This window comes from Streptomyces sp. NPDC037126 (assembly GCF_055605965.1).
The window spans coordinates 1,065,327-1,080,454 of the sequence record NZ_JBVJTD010000001.1; the positions used below are offsets into that span (position 1 = coordinate 1,065,327).

A 15,128-nucleotide genomic window follows, 5' to 3' on the forward strand; every position below is an offset into this window, starting at 1 on the left:
GTCAGAGGGCCGGGCCTGAAATAGTTCCCCACGATGTTCGACATCCCTAGACTCCCTGTGATGGGGGAAATTCGGGGGACAACTCAGTGGGGCATGGAGTGCCGGAACTCGTACTGGAATCAAACGGACGTACCTGGACGCTCGACCCGTCCAGGCCATACACCCTCGGCCGCGATCCGCAGGGTGACATCGTCTTCGACGACGCCAGGGTCTCCTGGCGACACGCCACGGTCAGCTACAACGGCCGCAGTTGGGTCATAGAGGACCACGGCAGCACCAACGGCACGTTCGATCAGGGGCAGCGGATCCAGCAGACGGAGATCGGTCCGGGCTCGTCGCTGCACCTCGGCAACGCGACGGACGGACCGCGGCTGAACCTCTCGGCGGCCGCGGTGAGCCGGCCGCAGCCGGCGCCGTACGCCGCGCAGGGCGCCGGGGCGCCCGGCTGGGCTCAGCAGGCCCCGCCGCAGGCGGTGCCGCAGCAGCGGCCCGCGCACCAGCAGGCCCCGCAGGCCGACTGGCAACAGCCGCAGCAGGCGCCCGCGTTCCCGCAGCAGGCCGGTCCCGGGGAACCGCACGCGCAGCAGACGCCCGGTGGGGGCGCGGGGGCGCCGCCGGTCTACGGCGACCGCAGCCCGACCACGTTCCACCAGTTCTCGCTCGACCGCGTGATGCGCATCGGCCGTGCCCTGGAGAACGACCTGGTCGTCTCCGACCTGCAGGTCTCCCGGAACCACGCCGAGTTCCACGCCACGCCGGACGGCCGGCTGGAGATCCGCGACCTCGGTTCGCACAACGGCACCTACGTCAACGGCCAGCCGATCCCCAAGGGCGGCTCGGTGCAGCTGGGCCCGGCCGACATCGTCGGCGTCGGCCACTCCACGTTCCGGATCGTCGGCGACCGGCTCGAGGAGTTCGTCGACACCGGTGAGGTCTCCTTCTCCGCGCGCCATCTGACCGTCACCGTCGACGGCGGCAAGCAGATCCTGAAGGACGTCTCCTTCGGCGTCCCGGAGAAGTCGCTGATCGCGGTCATCGGCCCGTCCGGCTCCGGCAAGTCGACCCTGCTCAAGGCGCTCACCGGCTACCGGCCCGCCAACCAGGGCGAGGTGCTGTACGACAACCGCAACCTGTACAAGCAGTTCGCGGAGCTGCGCCAGCGCATCGGACTGGTCCCGCAGGACGACATCCTGCACAAGGAGCTGACCGTCAAGAAGGCCCTGAAGTACGCGGCCAAGCTGCGCTTCCCGGCCGACACCACCGCGCAGGAGCGCGACGCCCGCATCGACGAGGTGCTGCGCGAGCTGAAGCTGGACGTCCACAAGGACAAGAAGGTCACCTCCCTCTCCGGTGGCCAGCGCAAGCGTGTGTCGGTGGCCCTGGAGCTGCTCACCAAGCCGTCGCTGATCTTCCTGGACGAGCCGACCTCCGGTCTCGACCCGGGCATGGACCGCGATGTCATGCAGTTGCTGCGCGGCCTCGCCGACGACGGCCGTACGGTCCTGGTGGTCACCCACTCGGTGGCCGAGCTGGCACTGTGCGACAAGCTGCTGGTGATGGCGCCGGGCGGTGCGGTGGCCTACTTCGGCCCGCCGGAGGAGGCGCTGAACTTCTTCGGCTACGACAGCTGGGCCGACGTCTTCTCCGCCTTCGAGAACTACCGCGACTACGACTGGGCGGGCCGCTGGAAGGGGTCGCAGCACTACCAGATGTACGCCGCGGACATCGACGCGGTCGCCCCGCAGGCCGTACACATGCCCCCGCCGCAGGCGATCAAGCCGCCCAAGCCGCAGGCGTGGGGCTCGCAGCTGATGACCCTGGTCCGGCGCTACGTGTCGGTCATCGTCTCCGACAAGGGCTTCCTGGCGCTGACGGTGATCCTGCCGGCGGTGCTGGGCGCGGTCAGCCTGCTGATCGACCACAAGCACGGCCTGCTGGTCAACCCGACGGTCAACCCAAGGACCGGCCTGCACATCCCGAACGGCACGGCCACCACCGTGCTGCTGATCCTCGCGGTCGGTGCGTGCTTCGCGGGTGCCGCGAACTCCGTGCGTGAGCTGATCAAGGAACGGGTGATCTACGAGCGGGAGCGCGCGACCGGCCTGTCCCGGTCGGCGTACCTGATGTCCAAGGTCGTCGTGCTCGGCGCCGTCACGGTGCTGCAGGGCCTGATGGTCGGTGTGATCGGCTTCTCCAGCCGCGAGATCCCCGACCAGGGCGTCGTCCTCGGCGGCTCCACGCTCGTCGAGCTGTGCCTGCCGATCATGGCGCTCGGCTTCACCTCGATGATGTTCGGCCTGGTGATCTCCTCGCTGGTGAAGACCGCCGAGAAGACCATGCCGCTGCTGGTGATGTTCGCGATCATCCAGGTCGTCTTCACCGGCTGCCTCTTCACCCTGCACGGCACGCTCGGCGTCAACGAGTTCTCGTACCTGATGCCGTCGCGCTGGGCGGTGGCCGCGGCCGGCGCCACGCTGGACTTCAACAACATCGCCCCGAACACCGACGACCCGACCAGCACGGACCCGCTGTGGAACCACACGGGCGGGGCCTGGGTCATGGACATGATCGCGCTGATCGCGCTCGGTGTGGTCTGCGGCTTCTTCGTGGCGCGCTTCCTGCGCCGCCACGAGCCGGAGGTCATGCGCAAGTAACCGCGCCCGCGACAAGGCCGAAGGGCGGCACCCCCTGAGGGGTGCCGCCCTTCGGCGTCACGTAGCTGAGGTCCGCGCCAGCCCTCAGTACGCGCTGTTGACGTTGTCGATCGAGCCGTACCGGTGCGCCGCGTAGTTGGCGGCGGCGGTGATGTTCGCGACCGGGTCGTAGATGTTCATCGACGTGCCGGGCACGTGGTACGCGTTGAAGGTGGGCTGGATCACCTGCAGCAGGCCCTTGGAGGGGATGCCGTTGACGGCGTTGACGTCCCAGTTGTTGATGGCCATCGGGTTGCCCGAGGACTCACGCATGATGTTGCGGTGCAGGCCGCTGTAGGAGCCCGGGATGTGGTTCTGCTGCATGATGTCCAGCGCCTGGCGGATCCAGCCGTCCAGGTTGTTCGCGTAGGTCTTCGCGGCGACCGGCTGGATGTCGAGGCGCTGCGTGGACCGGGTCGCGGTGGAGGCGGTGCGGTCCTGCGCGGCCTTCTTGGCGGCGGCGTCGGCGGCGGCCTTCTTCGCGGCAGCCTCGACGCGCTGCTTGGCGGCGGCCGCGTCGTCGGCCTTCTTCTGCGTCGCGATGCTGTCGAGCTTGAGGCTCTGGGTCGCGAGCTGGTCGGTCACCGTGCCCTTGACGTTCTGCAGGGTGGTGGTCGAGGCGACCTGGGCGCTCGCGGCGGGCGCACCGGTGGTGACGGTCTCGGCGCTGCTGGGCACGGCCGAGAGGGCGATGGCGGCGGTGCCGAGGGCCGCGACACCCGCGACGGCGAACTTGTGCTGCTTGGTCAGACCGAGACTATGAGCACGGGTGAGGATGTTCTTGGGCATGGCTGATGGACCTCTTCGTTGGCGCGGAGGTCGCTCCTGCGTCCGCCGGGGGAATCGGTTCCTCCCACACGAACGCCGCGGATCGGAACCCACGGCGCTGAGCGACGGAAGCAATTCTTAGCGGGCGCAAAATGCCCTGGCAAAGACGTGACGTACGATCCTGGATAGTGGATCAGGGAAGTGCAAAACGGGACAGACAGGACCGTCTGCCCCGTTCATGTGGACGGCTTTATCTCCTATGCCCTTTCGTACGTGATCTGGACCCTATGCTCGGGCTCACACCGCGGACGCGGACCTCTCACGAGGAGTTGCCGCCGCAACGCTCTCAGTGAGCGTCCTCATCCGGCAGGATGAGATGGACGTCGCCGAACTCGTGCCACAGATAGAGCCCGCGCAGCGCCTCCTCGTAGGCACGGCCGACCGCGGCCCGCCCGGCGACCGCCTCCAGCATCAGCAGATGCGAGGCCTCCGGCTCGTGCAGCCCGGTCAGCAGCCCGTCCACCACCCGCACCCCGCGCTCGGGCGTGACCACCAGATCCGTCCACCCCCCGGCCGCCCGCACCACCCCGTCCGGCCCCGCCGCCGACTCCACGGCCCGCACGGCCGTCGTACCGACCGCGATCAACCGCCCTGCCCCGGCCCGCACCGCGTTGATCAGCCGCGCCGACGCCTCCGGCACGGAGAACCGCTCCGGGTACGGCGGCTCGTGCGCCTCCGCGGACGCCACCCCCGTGTGCAGCGCGACCGGCGCGAACTGCACCCCCCGGCTCACCAGCTCCGCCACCAGCCGCGCGGTGAAGGGCCGCGCCGCACTCGGCATCTCCGCGCTGCCCGGCCCGTCCGGCGCAGGCAGCGCGAACACCGTCTGGTACACCTCCAGCGGCTGGTCCCGCTCCGTATAGGAGTAACGAATGGGCCGCCCGTGCTCCCGCAGCAGCTCCAGGACCCGCGTTCCCTCGGCCCGCGCCCACCACAGCCGCTCCCCGCGCGCGCTCAGCGGCTCCTCCAGCACCAGCCGCGCCCCGCCCGGCAGCCCCACCTTCGTTCCCGCACGGGTGCCCGTACGCGCGCGCGTGGTGCCGCGTCCGTCCGGCTCCCGCAACTCGACCGCCCAGCGCCCGTCGTCCCCGAGGGTGGAGAAGTGCACCACCACGCGCGCGTGCCCGAGCCGCCCGTCCACCGCCGCGGCCAGCGTGGGCGAGGTGTTCACCACCAGCAGGTCCCCGGCCCGCAGCAGCAGCGGCAGCTCCCGGACGGTGCGGTGCGCCACCTCGGTGCCCCGCGACACCAGCAGCCGCACGGCGTCCCGGTCCAGGCCCGGCCCCCGCTGCTCGACCGGCACGCGCGCGGAGCGCCCCCCGGGCACCCGCACCAACGTCGTCATCGCCCCTCCACCAGAGCCGGCGCCGCGTACCGCCCACTGGCCGGCCGCTCGTCGAGCAGTCGGAGGAACGCCGGTACGACACCGCCGGGCGCCGGCCGCGGACCGCCGTCGCCGGGAACGGCCGCCGCGTACAGGTCGGTCGCCATGTCTCCGGGGTCCACCGCCCACACCCGCAGGCCCGGCTCCTCCACGCCCAGCACCGCCGCGAGCCGGTCCAGGGCCGCCTTCGAGGCGCCGTACCCGCCCCAGGTCTCGTACGCCTCGGCCGCCGCGTCCGAACTGACCGTGATCACCGTGCCCGCCGCCGACGCCCGCAGCAGCGGCAGCGCCTCCTGGACCAGGCCCAGCGCGGCCGTCACGTTCACCTCCAGCGCCCGCCGCAGCCCCTCCAGGGGCAGCTCACCGAGCCGCACCAGCGGCTCGGCGCCCAGCGCGCTCGCATTGCTCACCAGCAGATCGAGGCCCCCCAGCCGCCGCGCGGCGGCCACCAGCGCGGCCCGGTGCCCGGCGTCCGTGACGTCCCCGGGCAGCGCCTCCACCCGGGTCCCGTGCCCGGCGACCGACTCGGCGGCCTCCTTCAGTGCCCCACCGCCCCGCGCATCCAGCACCAGATCCCAGCCGCGCGTGGCCAGCGCCCCGGCGAGCGCCCGCCCTAGCCCCTTCGACGCCCCCGTGATGACCGCTACCGGCATGACTACCGTCCCCTCGTCGCCCACCGCCGCGTTCGGCGGTGGGACCAACGTAGGAACGCCACCGTCCCGGCCGCCTCGGACGCGGGCCGCACACCGCGGGGGTCCTTCGGCGTACGCCGCCCGCCCCGGCCGGGGGACCTACCCCGCCGGGCCTAGGACCTGAGGACCGGTCCCGGCCGCCACCGGTCCGATCCGCGCCGTCACACCCCGCCGGTACCGTGAGGACATGAGTCACGGCCCCCGGTCCGGCCTCGCCGCGGTGAGTTCCGCGCTGCTGGCCATGAGCAGGCACCTGGAGGTGCGCGACGTCCTCAAGACGATCGTCGCCTCCGCCCGCGAACTCCTCGACGCGCAGTACGCCGCCCTCGGCGTCCCCGACGACCACGGCGGCTTCGCCCAGTTCGTCGTCGACGGTGTCAGCGACGCCCAGTGGAAGGCGATCGGCCCCCTGCCCCGCCAGCACGGCATCCTCGCCGCGATGCTGCGGGAGGCCCGCCCCGAGCGCCTCGCCGACGTGCGCGAGGACCCCCGCTTCGAGGGCTGGCCCGCCAACCACCCCGAGATGGCCGACTTCCTCGGCCTGCCCGTCCGCGACGGCGACGAGGTCATCGGCGCGCTCTTCCTGGCGAACAAGAACTGCCCCAGGCCCGGCGGGGGGTGCGGCTTCACCGAGGAGGACGAGGAACTCCTCGCCATCCTCGCCCAGCACGCCGCCATCGCCCTCACCAACGCCCGCCTGTACGAGCGCAGCCGCGAGCTGACCATCGCCGAGGAACGCTCCCGCCTCGCCCACGAGCTGCACGACGCGGTCAGCCAGAAACTGTTCTCGCTGCGCCTGACCGCCCAGGCGGCGGCCGCCCTCGTCGACCGCGACCCCGCGCGCGCCAAGGGCGAGCTCCACCAGGTCGCCGTGCTCGCCGCCGAGGCCGCCGACGAGCTGCGCGCCGCCGTGGTGGAGCTGCGGCCCGCCGCCTTGGACGAGGACGGCCTGCTCGCCACCCTGCGCACCCAGATCCAGGTCCTCGACCGCGCCCACACCGCACGCGTGACCTTCACCAGCGGCGGCTTCCGGGCCCTGCCGGCCGCCCAGGAGGAGGCCATGCTCCGGGTCGCCCAGGAGGCCCTGCACAACGCCCTGCGCCACGCGGACGCGGAACACGTCGACGTGCGCGTGGAGCGGCGCGGCGGCGGAGCCGTGCTGCGCGTCACCGACGACGGCAGCGGCTTCGACCCCAGGACGGTCCGCCGCGCCGGACGGCACCTCGGCCTGGTCTCGATGCGGGACCGGGCGAGCGGGGTCGGCGGCACGCTGGCCGTGGAATCGGCGCCCGGCAAGGGCACCACGATCGAGATGGAGGTCCCCGGTGGCTGAACCCATCAAGGTCCTGCTCGTCGACGACCACCAGGTCGTCCGCCGGGGCCTGCGCACCTTCCTGGAGGTGCAGGACGACATAGCCGTCGTCGGCGAGGCGGCCGACGGCGCCGACGGGGTCGCCCGCGCCGAGGAGCTGCGGCCCGACGTCGTCCTCATGGACGTCAAGATGCCGGGCATGGACGGCATCGACGCCCTGCGCAAGCTGCGCGAACTCGGCAACCCCGCGCGCGTGCTGATCGTCACCAGCTTCACCGAGCAGCGCACGGTCGTCCCGGCCCTGCGCGCGGGCGCCGCCGGATACGTCTACAAGGACGTGGACCCCGACGCCCTCGCCGGCGCCATCCGCTCCGTGCACGCCGGACACGTCCTGCTCCAGCCGGAGGTCGCGGACGCCCTGCTCTCCCAGGAGGAGGCCGGCTCCGGCCAGGGCCGAGGGGGCTCGCTCACCGAACGCGAGCGCGAGGTGCTCGGCCTGATCGCCGACGGCCGCTCCAACCGGGAGATCGCCCGGGCCCTGGTGCTGTCCGAGAAGACCGTCAAGACGCACGTCTCCAACATCCTGATGAAACTCGACCTCGCCGACCGCACCCAGGCCGCGCTGTGGGCCGTGCGCCACGGCGTGACCGGCTGAAACGCCCTCCCCACCGCCTCGCCCGCGGCCGCCCGCGAAGGTTTTGGCCCGGGCTGAGATTCATACCGTCGTGGGAATGTCACCCGGATGGCGCATCCTCCGGTGATCTCCGCCGTTCTCCAGTGCGTGCTGCGGCGAACCGCCGCGGTGAACGTCTAGGAGGGGTTGGAAAGTGAAGAAGCTGAAGAAGGCGGCGGCCGTGACGATGGTGGCCGGTGGCCTGGTGGCCGCGGGCGCCGGGATGGCCTCCGCCGCGGGCGGCGCCTCGGCCGCCGGCGCGGCCGCGGGCTCCCCGGGTGTCGTCTCGGGCAACGTCGTCCAGGTCCCGGTCCACGTCCCGGTGAACGTGGTCGGCGACAGCGTCAGCGTCATCGGCGCGCTGAACCCGGCCTTCGGCAACCTCGGCCTCAACAACTGAGCCACCGCCGGTCAAGACCCTCAGGCCTCCCGGTCCCGCCGGGAGGCCTGTCAGGTTTTCATCCGACTGCACCGAACGGGCACTCAAACCCCGTCCGCCGTACCCCGTCGGCCGACTCCCGCGTTGATCCGGACACGGCCCACGGCCGGGTCGGAAAAGCACACGCAGGAGGAACCTGTCCCATGAACATCGCCAAGAAGGCCGCCGTCGCCCTGACCGTCGCCGGCATCGCCGCCGGTGCATCCGCCGGTGCCGCCGTCGCCAACTCGGGAGCGGAAGGCGCGGCCGTGAACTCCCCGGGCGTCGCCTCGGGCAACGTCGTGGAGGTCCCGGTCCACGTCCCGGTGAACGTGGTCGGCGACAGCGTCAACGTCATCGGCCTGCTGAACCCGGCCTTCGGTGACAAGGCCGCCAACGACTGAGCACCGCTCCGGGGCTCCTCGGGCACCGACGACCTGAGGGGCCCCTCCTCTCTTCTCTCCGTCCGGCCTTCCGGCCTCAGCGCACCCCGCGCTCCCGCTCCTCCACGATCGAGTTGTACGCCGCCACCTGCGCCCGCCTCGCCGTCCGCTCCACCGGACGCAGCGCCTCCGAGCGCGCGGCGATCTCCGCCGAGCTGACCGCGGCCCCGTGTCCGGTCCCATGAGCCAGGGAGATCAGCAGGGCGACCCGCTGCGCCAGCTCCAGCACCCGCACCGCCCGCGGCGGATACCCCGGTGCCAGCACCTCCCGTCCCCGCTCGGCCCGCGCCCGGTACGCGTCGATCGCCGCCTCCGCCACCGGGCCCGACCCGGCGACATCCAGCTTCGACAGCACCTCGGTCGCGTCCCGGAGGGCCTCCGCCAGCTCCCGCTCGGCCTCGCCCAGGGAGGGCACATCGGCGGGCGACGCCTCTCGCACCGCCAGTACGTGCCAGACCACCTCGGCGTGCACATCGCCCCGGGGCCCGGCCTCGTACACCTCGGGCACCAGCCCGAAGGCGGCACCGAAGCAGACGACCGCCTCCTCGGCGTCCAGCGCCCGCGCGTTGAACTCCGGGGGCCCGCTCAGCCCCAGCGGATGGCCGGGAGCCGGCAGCGCCACCCGAAGCCCCGTCGTCCCCAGCGTCCGCAGCCGCCCCAGTGCGAGCGTGAGCCCCACCGGCGCCGACTCCCCGGGCAGCCCCTCCACCCGGTGCACGGTGTCCTCGCCCACAATGGCGAGCGCGGCGTCATCCGGAGAGACAAGTCCGGCCAAAAGGGCGTTTCCCCAAGCGGCGAGGCGTCCTGAACGCGGTTCCGTGAGCATGCCCCCACCCTAAGGACCGGACCGATGGAATGGAGCGGCGCACCGGTGGCGTAGATTTCATAAGGGCTGCGCCCACAGGCGCGGCGGACCGAGCCACAGGCGTACGCGACCAGCCGAGACCGGCCACACTGCAAGGGGAGACAACGCGCTCATGAGCGATGTTCTGGAGCTTCAGGACGTATCCGTGGTCCGCGAGGGCCGGGCTCTGGTGGACCAGGTCTCCTGGTCGGTGAAGGAGGGCGAGCGCTGGGTCATCCTCGGCCCCAACGGCGCCGGCAAGACCACCCTCCTGAACGTCGCCTCCAGCTACCTCTTCCCCAGCAAGGGCACCGCCACCATCCTCGGCGACACCCTCGGCAAGGTCGACGTCTTCGAGCTGCGCCCCCGCATCGGTGTGGCCGGCATCGCCATGGCCGAGAAGCTCCCCAAGCGCCAGACGGTCCTCCAGACGGTCCTCACCGCCGCCTACGGCATGACCGCCGGCTGGCAGGAGGAGTACGACGACGTCGACGAGCAGCGCGCCCGCGCCTTCCTCGACCGCCTCGGCATGAGCGACTACCTCGACCGCCGCTTCGGCACCCTCTCCGAGGGCGAGCGCAAGCGCACCCTGATCGCCCGCGCCCTGATGACCGACCCTGAGCTGCTCCTGCTCGACGAGCCCGCCGCCGGCCTCGACCTCGGTGGCCGCGAGGACCTCGTCCGCCGCCTCGGCCGGCTCGCCCGCGACCCCATCGCCCCCTCGATGATCATGGTCACGCACCACGTCGAGGAGATCGCCCCCGGCTTCACCCACGTCCTCATGATCCGCCAGGGCAAGGTCCTCGCCGCCGGCCCGATCGAGCTGGAACTGAGCTCCCGCAACCTCTCCCTCTGCTTCGGCCTCCCGCTCGTCGTCGAGCAGGTCGGCGACCGCTGGACCGCCCAGGGCCTGCCCCTGTCCTGACCCACCGTCCGGAGCCGGCCCGCCGCCTCTCGTGCCCTGTCCGTCGTTCGGGCACGGCCCTACCATGACCCTGTGAACGACATCGACGCATGGGTGTGGTGGCTCGTCGGCGCGGCGGCACTCGGAATCCCGCTCGTGGTCACCGCCATGCCGGAGTTCGGCATGTTCGCGGTGGGAGCCGTCGCGGCCGCCGTCGTCGCGGGCCTCGGCTTCGACACCGTCATCCAGGTACTCGCGTTCGTCGTCGTCTCCGTCGCCCTCATCGCCGTCGTCCGCCCCATCGCGGCCCGGCACGGCAGGCAGCGCCCCCAACTCGCCACCGGCATCGAGGCGTTGAAGGGAAAACAGGCCCTCGTGCTGGAGCGGGTCGACGGCGCGGGCGGCCGCATCAAGCTCGCCGGGGAGATCTGGTCGGCCCGGGCCCTCGACACCGGCCGCGCCTACGAAGTGGGTCAGGAAGTGGACGTCGTGGACATCGAGGGGGCCACGGCCATCGTCATCTGAGGCATCCTGCCCACGAGTTGGGCAACGGTCTGTCAGACTCTTCGAGCAAGATCCCCAGCAGTCACGGGATCTGCCGAAGGCGCCGAGGTGGAGAGGGGTACGGGGAACACGATGGAACCGGTCATCATCGTCCTGGTCATTCTGGTGGTGTTGGTCTTCATCGCCCTGATCAAGACCATCCAGGTCATCCCACAGGCCAGCGCCGCCATCGTCGAGCGCTTCGGCCGCTACACACGCACCCTGAACGCGGGCCTGAACATCGTGGTCCCGTTCATAGACACCATCCGCAACCGCATCGACCTGCGCGAGCAGGTCGTACCGTTCCCGCCCCAGCCGGTGATCACCCAGGACAATCTGGTCGTCAACATCGACACCGTCATCTACTACCAGGTCACCGACGCCCGGGCCGCCACCTACGAAGTCGCCAGCTACATCCAGGCGATCGAGCAGCTCACCGTCACCACGCTGCGCAACATCATCGGCGGCATGGACCTGGAGCGCACCCTGACCTCCCGCGAGGAGATCAACGCGGCCCTGCGCGGCGTCCTCGACGAGGCCACCGGCAAGTGGGGTATCCGCGTCAACCGCGTCGAGCTGAAGGCCATCGAACCGCCCACCTCCATCCAGGACTCGATGGAGAAGCAGATGCGCGCCGACCGTGACAAGCGCGCCGCGATCCTCACCGCCGAGGGCACCCGGCAGGCCGCCATCCTCACCGCCGAGGGCGAGAAGCAGTCCCAGATCCTGCGCGCCGAGGGTGAGGCCAAGGCCGCCGCCCTGCGCGCCGAGGGCGAGGCCCAGGCCGTCCGCACGGTCTTCGAGGCCATCCACGCCGGCGACCCGGACCAGAAGCTCCTGTCCTACCAGTACCTCCAGATGCTCCCGAAGATCGCCGAGGGCGACGCCAACAAGCTCTGGATCGTCCCCAGCGAGATCGGCGACGCCCTCAAGGGCCTCTCCGGCGCGATGGGCAACTTCGGCCCCCTGGGCGGCGGTTCGGGCAACAACGGCGGCTCCGCCGGCGTCCCCGACCAGCGCCGCGAGAAGCCGAGCATCGACTAGGGGCTCGTCACGAGGCCGGTTCCCGGCGCGTCCCGAAAGGGGCGCGGGGAACTGCCCGGAAACCCACGGACGAGCCGTGGCAGCAGGCGAACAGGACCCGGCGGATGCCTAGGCAGCGTCCCGAGCGAGCCAGCCGGGCAGAGCCTCGAACTCCTCGGCACCGATCGCCAGCAGCATCGCGTCGGCCGGCGTCGGCTCGAAAGGGTTCCGCAGCAGCGCCATCCCGGCCTCCTCCGGAGTCCGGTTCGCCTTGCGGTGGTTGTCCTCCGCGCACGCGGCGACCGTGTTCAGCCACGTGTCCTGCCCGCCCTGCGACCGCGGCAGCACATGGTCCACGGTCGTCGCCCTGCGCCCGCAGTACGCGCAGCGGTGCCGGTCCCGGACCAGCACCCCCCGCCTCGACCACGGAGCTTGTCTTCGGAACGGCACCCGTACGTAGCGGCAGAGCCTGATCACCCGGGGCGCGGGTATGTCCACGTCCGCACCACGCATCCGGAGTTCGGGATGGGCCTGCTCGACGACCGCCTTGTCCTGGAGCACCAGGACGACGGCTCGGTTCAGAGTCACCGTCGACAGCGGCTCGAAGCTCGCGTTCAGCACCAGCGTGTCACGCATCCAGCCCACCTCCCGTGTGCACCCGCCCACTCCCCGGCGGGCTTGGATCAACTCTGGACGGGCGCGCCGAGATGGACAACGCAATAAAAAATGCCCGCCTCCGATCACTTCCAAGACCGGGGGCGGGCAAACGTTCGATGAACGCTCGACTGAATCCCTGCTGCGCTGTCAGCCCTTGTTCTCGTACTCACCGATGAGCTGGGCGCGCGCGATCGTGTGGAAGCGCAGATTGAAGCCGACGACCGCCGCAGACGCGTCCGCGTCCGGACCCAGCTTCTCCTGGTCCACCGCGTACACCGTGAACACGTACCGGTGGGGGCCGTCCCCGGGCGGCGGGGCCGCACCGCCGAAGTCCCTCGTCCCGTAGTCGTTGCGCGCGTGCACGGCGCCCTCGGGCAGCCCCTCGAACTTGCCGCCACCCGCACCCCCGGGCAGCTCCGTCACCGAGGCCGGGATGTCGAACAGCACCCAGTGCCAGAACCCGCTGCCGGTCGGCGCGTCCGGGTCGTAACAGGTCACGGCGAAGCTCTTGGTCTCCGGCGGGAAGCCCTCCCACCGCAGCTGCGGCGAGGTGTTGCCCTCCGCGTGGACCTGAGCGCCCTTCAGCGTCGCGCCCTCCTCGATGTCCGCGCTCGTCACCGTGAACGACGGCACGGGCGGATGGAAGTCGTGGGGGAGCGGCCGCCGCTTGTGCTCGGTCACCTCGGTACCTCCTGATCGATGATCTGTAACCAGCAGTTCCCGAGCCTAGAACCAGTTGCGCCTGCTGCCGACCTCGGACAGCCACTGGTTGAGGTAAGCCGCCCAGTCGGTCCCCTGCCAGTCGTGCTGCCCCACCTGGAAGGACCGGTAGGTGTCCGAGCCCTCGCTGAACAGCCCCGGCTTCTTGTCCATCTCCAGTACGACGTCCATCGCGTGCTCGTCCGCCACGAAGCTCAGCTCGACCTGGTTCAGGCCCCGGTACTGCGACGGCGGGAAGAACTCGATCTCCTGGTAGAACGGCAGCCGCTGCCGGGTGCCCCGGATGTGGCCGCGCTCCATGTCCGCGTTCTTGAAGCGGAAGCCCAGCTGGATGAAGGCGTCGAGGATCGCCTTCTGCGCCGGCAGCGGGTGCACGTTGATCGGGTCCAGGTCGCCGGAGTCCACGGCCCGCGCGATCGCCAGCTCGGTCGTCACCCCGATGTGCATCCCGCGCAGCGCCTGCCCGTCGATCATCGTGACCGGCGTCTCCCAGGGGATCTCGAGTCCGAACGGCACCATGTGCACCGCGTTCGCCCGGAGCTCGAAGGCACCACCGAGCCGCACCTTGGTGAACTCGATGTTCTGCTTGTACTCCTCGTCGCCGCTCTCCACCTCGACCCGGGCCTGCAGACCCACGGACAGCCCCTCGATGTCCTGGTTCACGGATCCGCCCTGGATGCGCACCTCACCCTGAACCACACCGCCCGGCACGACGTTGACCTCGGTCAGCACCGTCTCGACCGAGGCCCCGCCGGCCCCGAGGCTCGCGAGCAGCTTCTTGAACGCCATTGACTCTCCCTTTACGAACGGACCTCGCCCCTACAAACGCGATCCGCCCACGGCCGGTTCCGCCGGGGCCCCGGTCCGTCTGGACTACCCTCGGAGGGCATGATCGCGCCCCCGGACCGCATGCCGCTGCCCCGAGACTTCTTCGATCGACCGGTTCTCGACGTGGCCCCCGACCTCCTCGGACGCATCCTGGTCCGGACGACCCCCGACGGTCCGATCACGCTACGTCTCACAGAGGTCGAGGCGTACGACGGCCCGAACGACCCCGGCTCACACGCCTACCGCGGTCGCACCCCCCGCAACGCGGTGATGTTCGGTGAGCCCGGACATGTGTACGTCTACTTCACCTACGGCATGTGGCACTGCATGAACCTCGTCTGCGGACCCGGGGGCAGGGCGAGCGCCGTACTGCTCCGGGCCGGGGAGGTGGTCGAGGGCGCCGAGCTGGCCCGCAAACGGCGACTTTCGGCCCGCAGCGACAAGGAACTGGCCAAGGGTCCGGCCCGTCTCTCCACGGCCCTGGGGATCGACCGCGCCCTGGACGGCACGGACGCCTGTGCCCCCGGCGAGACCCCGCTGCGAATGCTGACCGGCACCCCGGTCCGCCCTGACCAGGTACGAAACGGCCCGCGCACCGGAGTCGCCGGCGAGGGCGGGAACGGTGAAGCGCATCCGTGGCGCTACTGGGTGGCGGACGACCCCACGGTGAGCCCCTACCGGGCCCACGTCCCGAGGCGCCGGCGAAGTTGACTCGCCCCGGGAAGGTGCGTAATGTAGCCCGAGCCGCTGAACCGGGTACGGTGATCACCTGCAGCCGGAGCGGCCAACCCACTACCTAGTCGCACCCCTCAGCGGGGTCGTTTCCGGCGCGCCCGCGTGCCCGAATTCGAACTCGCGGGACTCGATTATGAGTCGCCGCGGCAATGGGCTAGCGTAGTGAATGTCGAAAGGGCGAACGACGAAAGTCGAAAGCCCCGAGACAATCCCGCCGACCGGGAATCGGACGCCGAAAGGATCTGATAGAGTCGGAACCGCCGGAAAGGGAAACGCGGAAGCGGAAACCTGGAAAGCACCGAGGAAATCGGATCGAGAAAAGATCTGATAGAGTCGGAAACACCGAAGGGAAGCCCGGAGGAAAGCCCGAGAGGGTGAGTACAAAGGAAGCGACCGTTCCTTGAGAACTCAACAGCGTGCCAAAAATCAAC

16 protein-coding genes are annotated in these 15,128 nt (G+C 70.9%); 9 read left to right on the forward strand and 7 right to left on the reverse strand.

The genetic code is table 11. From position 1 onward, the window contains the following. Nucleotides 1-98 precede the first annotated feature (98 nt). A complete protein-coding gene (locus ACZ7FF_RS04925) occupies nt 99-2,654 on the forward strand; it encodes an ABC transporter ATP-binding protein/permease (RefSeq protein ID WP_470809512.1) in 2,556 nt (851 codons plus the stop codon). A gap of 84 nt (nt 2,655-2,738) precedes the next feature. On the opposite strand, the gene ACZ7FF_RS04930 is transcribed toward ACZ7FF_RS04925, so the two are convergent. From ACZ7FF_RS04930 to ACZ7FF_RS04940, 3 genes are all read right to left on the reverse strand, one after another. Continuing rightward, complete coding sequence (locus tag ACZ7FF_RS04930; protein ID WP_470809514.1) at nt 2,739-3,482, reverse strand: transglycosylase SLT domain-containing protein; 744 nt, start codon at nt 3,480-3,482, stop codon at nt 2,739-2,741. A gap of 325 nt (nt 3,483-3,807) precedes the next feature. Further along, the gene (locus ACZ7FF_RS04935; RefSeq protein ID WP_470809516.1) at nt 3,808-4,866 is read right to left on the reverse strand and encodes an S-adenosylmethionine:tRNA ribosyltransferase-isomerase; all 1,059 of its coding nucleotides are present in this window, start codon (nt 4,864-4,866) and stop codon (nt 3,808-3,810) included. Beyond that, a complete protein-coding gene (locus ACZ7FF_RS04940; RefSeq protein ID WP_470809518.1) occupies nt 4,863-5,558 on the reverse strand; it encodes an SDR family NAD(P)-dependent oxidoreductase in 696 nt (231 codons plus the stop codon). Before ACZ7FF_RS04940 ends, ACZ7FF_RS04935 begins: the two co-directional genes overlap by 4 nt. 226 nt (nt 5,559-5,784) lie before the next feature. Between ACZ7FF_RS04940 and ACZ7FF_RS04945 the strand changes: the two genes are divergently transcribed. The 4 genes from ACZ7FF_RS04945 to ACZ7FF_RS04960 all read left to right on the forward strand — a co-directional run bounded on the left by ACZ7FF_RS04945 (nt 5,785) and on the right by ACZ7FF_RS04960 (nt 8,404). Beyond that, nucleotides 5,785-6,930: a GAF domain-containing sensor histidine kinase gene (locus ACZ7FF_RS04945; protein WP_470809519.1), complete on the forward strand. Its 1,146-nt coding sequence runs from the start codon at nt 5,785-5,787 to the stop codon at nt 6,928-6,930. Continuing rightward, entirely contained in the window at nt 6,923-7,564 is a 642-nt protein-coding gene (locus ACZ7FF_RS04950; protein ID WP_470809521.1) for a response regulator, read from the forward strand. Before ACZ7FF_RS04945 ends, ACZ7FF_RS04950 begins: the two co-directional genes overlap by 8 nt. Nucleotides 7,565-7,736: 172 nt before the next feature. Next, nucleotides 7,737-7,982, forward strand: coding sequence for a chaplin family protein (locus ACZ7FF_RS04955; RefSeq protein ID WP_470809522.1), 246 nt, complete (start codon nt 7,737-7,739; stop codon nt 7,980-7,982). Between the two features lie 182 nt (nt 7,983-8,164). Further along, the gene (locus tag ACZ7FF_RS04960; RefSeq protein ID WP_470809524.1) at nt 8,165-8,404 is read left to right on the forward strand and encodes a chaplin family protein; all 240 of its coding nucleotides are present in this window, start codon (nt 8,165-8,167) and stop codon (nt 8,402-8,404) included. A gap of 76 nt (nt 8,405-8,480) precedes the next feature. Here ACZ7FF_RS04960 and ACZ7FF_RS04965 read toward each other — a convergent pair whose 3' ends face one another. After that, a complete protein-coding gene (locus ACZ7FF_RS04965) occupies nt 8,481-9,269 on the reverse strand; it encodes a hypothetical protein (RefSeq protein WP_470809526.1) in 789 nt (262 codons plus the stop codon). Between the two features lie 151 nt (nt 9,270-9,420). On the opposite strand from ACZ7FF_RS04965, the gene ACZ7FF_RS04970 reads away from it, so the two are divergent. From ACZ7FF_RS04970 to ACZ7FF_RS04980, 3 genes are all read left to right on the forward strand, one after another. Then, a complete protein-coding gene (locus tag ACZ7FF_RS04970) occupies nt 9,421-10,212 on the forward strand; it encodes an ABC transporter ATP-binding protein (protein ID WP_470809528.1) in 792 nt (263 codons plus the stop codon). Nucleotides 10,213-10,284: 72 nt separating this feature from the next. After that, nucleotides 10,285-10,716 (forward strand): NfeD family protein, encoded by a 432-nt coding sequence (locus ACZ7FF_RS04975; protein ID WP_470809530.1) that lies wholly within the window; start codon nt 10,285-10,287, stop codon nt 10,714-10,716. Nucleotides 10,717-10,827: 111 nt separating this feature from the next. Continuing rightward, nucleotides 10,828-11,778 carry an SPFH domain-containing protein gene (locus ACZ7FF_RS04980; RefSeq protein ID WP_470809531.1) on the forward strand — a complete coding sequence of 317 codons (951 nt, stop codon included), beginning with the start codon at nt 10,828-10,830 and terminating at the stop codon, nt 11,776-11,778. A gap of 108 nt (nt 11,779-11,886) precedes the next feature. Here ACZ7FF_RS04980 and ACZ7FF_RS04985 read toward each other — a convergent pair whose 3' ends face one another. From ACZ7FF_RS04985 to ACZ7FF_RS04995, 3 genes are all read right to left on the reverse strand, one after another. Continuing rightward, the gene (locus ACZ7FF_RS04985) at nt 11,887-12,393 is read right to left on the reverse strand and encodes an HNH endonuclease (RefSeq protein ID WP_470809532.1); all 507 of its coding nucleotides are present in this window, start codon (nt 12,391-12,393) and stop codon (nt 11,887-11,889) included. A 168-nt stretch (nt 12,394-12,561) separates the two neighbouring features. Then, nucleotides 12,562-13,095, reverse strand: a complete 534-nt coding sequence (locus tag ACZ7FF_RS04990; protein WP_470809534.1) for a YbhB/YbcL family Raf kinase inhibitor-like protein — start codon at nt 13,093-13,095, stop codon at nt 12,562-12,564. A 45-nt stretch (nt 13,096-13,140) separates the two neighbouring features. Next, the gene (locus ACZ7FF_RS04995) at nt 13,141-13,923 is read right to left on the reverse strand and encodes a sporulation protein (RefSeq protein ID WP_470809535.1); all 783 of its coding nucleotides are present in this window, start codon (nt 13,921-13,923) and stop codon (nt 13,141-13,143) included. A 99-nt stretch (nt 13,924-14,022) separates the two neighbouring features. Between ACZ7FF_RS04995 and ACZ7FF_RS05000 the strand changes: the two genes are divergently transcribed. Next, nucleotides 14,023-14,673, forward strand: coding sequence for a DNA-3-methyladenine glycosylase (locus ACZ7FF_RS05000; protein WP_470809536.1), 651 nt, complete (start codon nt 14,023-14,025; stop codon nt 14,671-14,673). Nucleotides 14,674-15,128 lie beyond the last annotated feature (455 nt).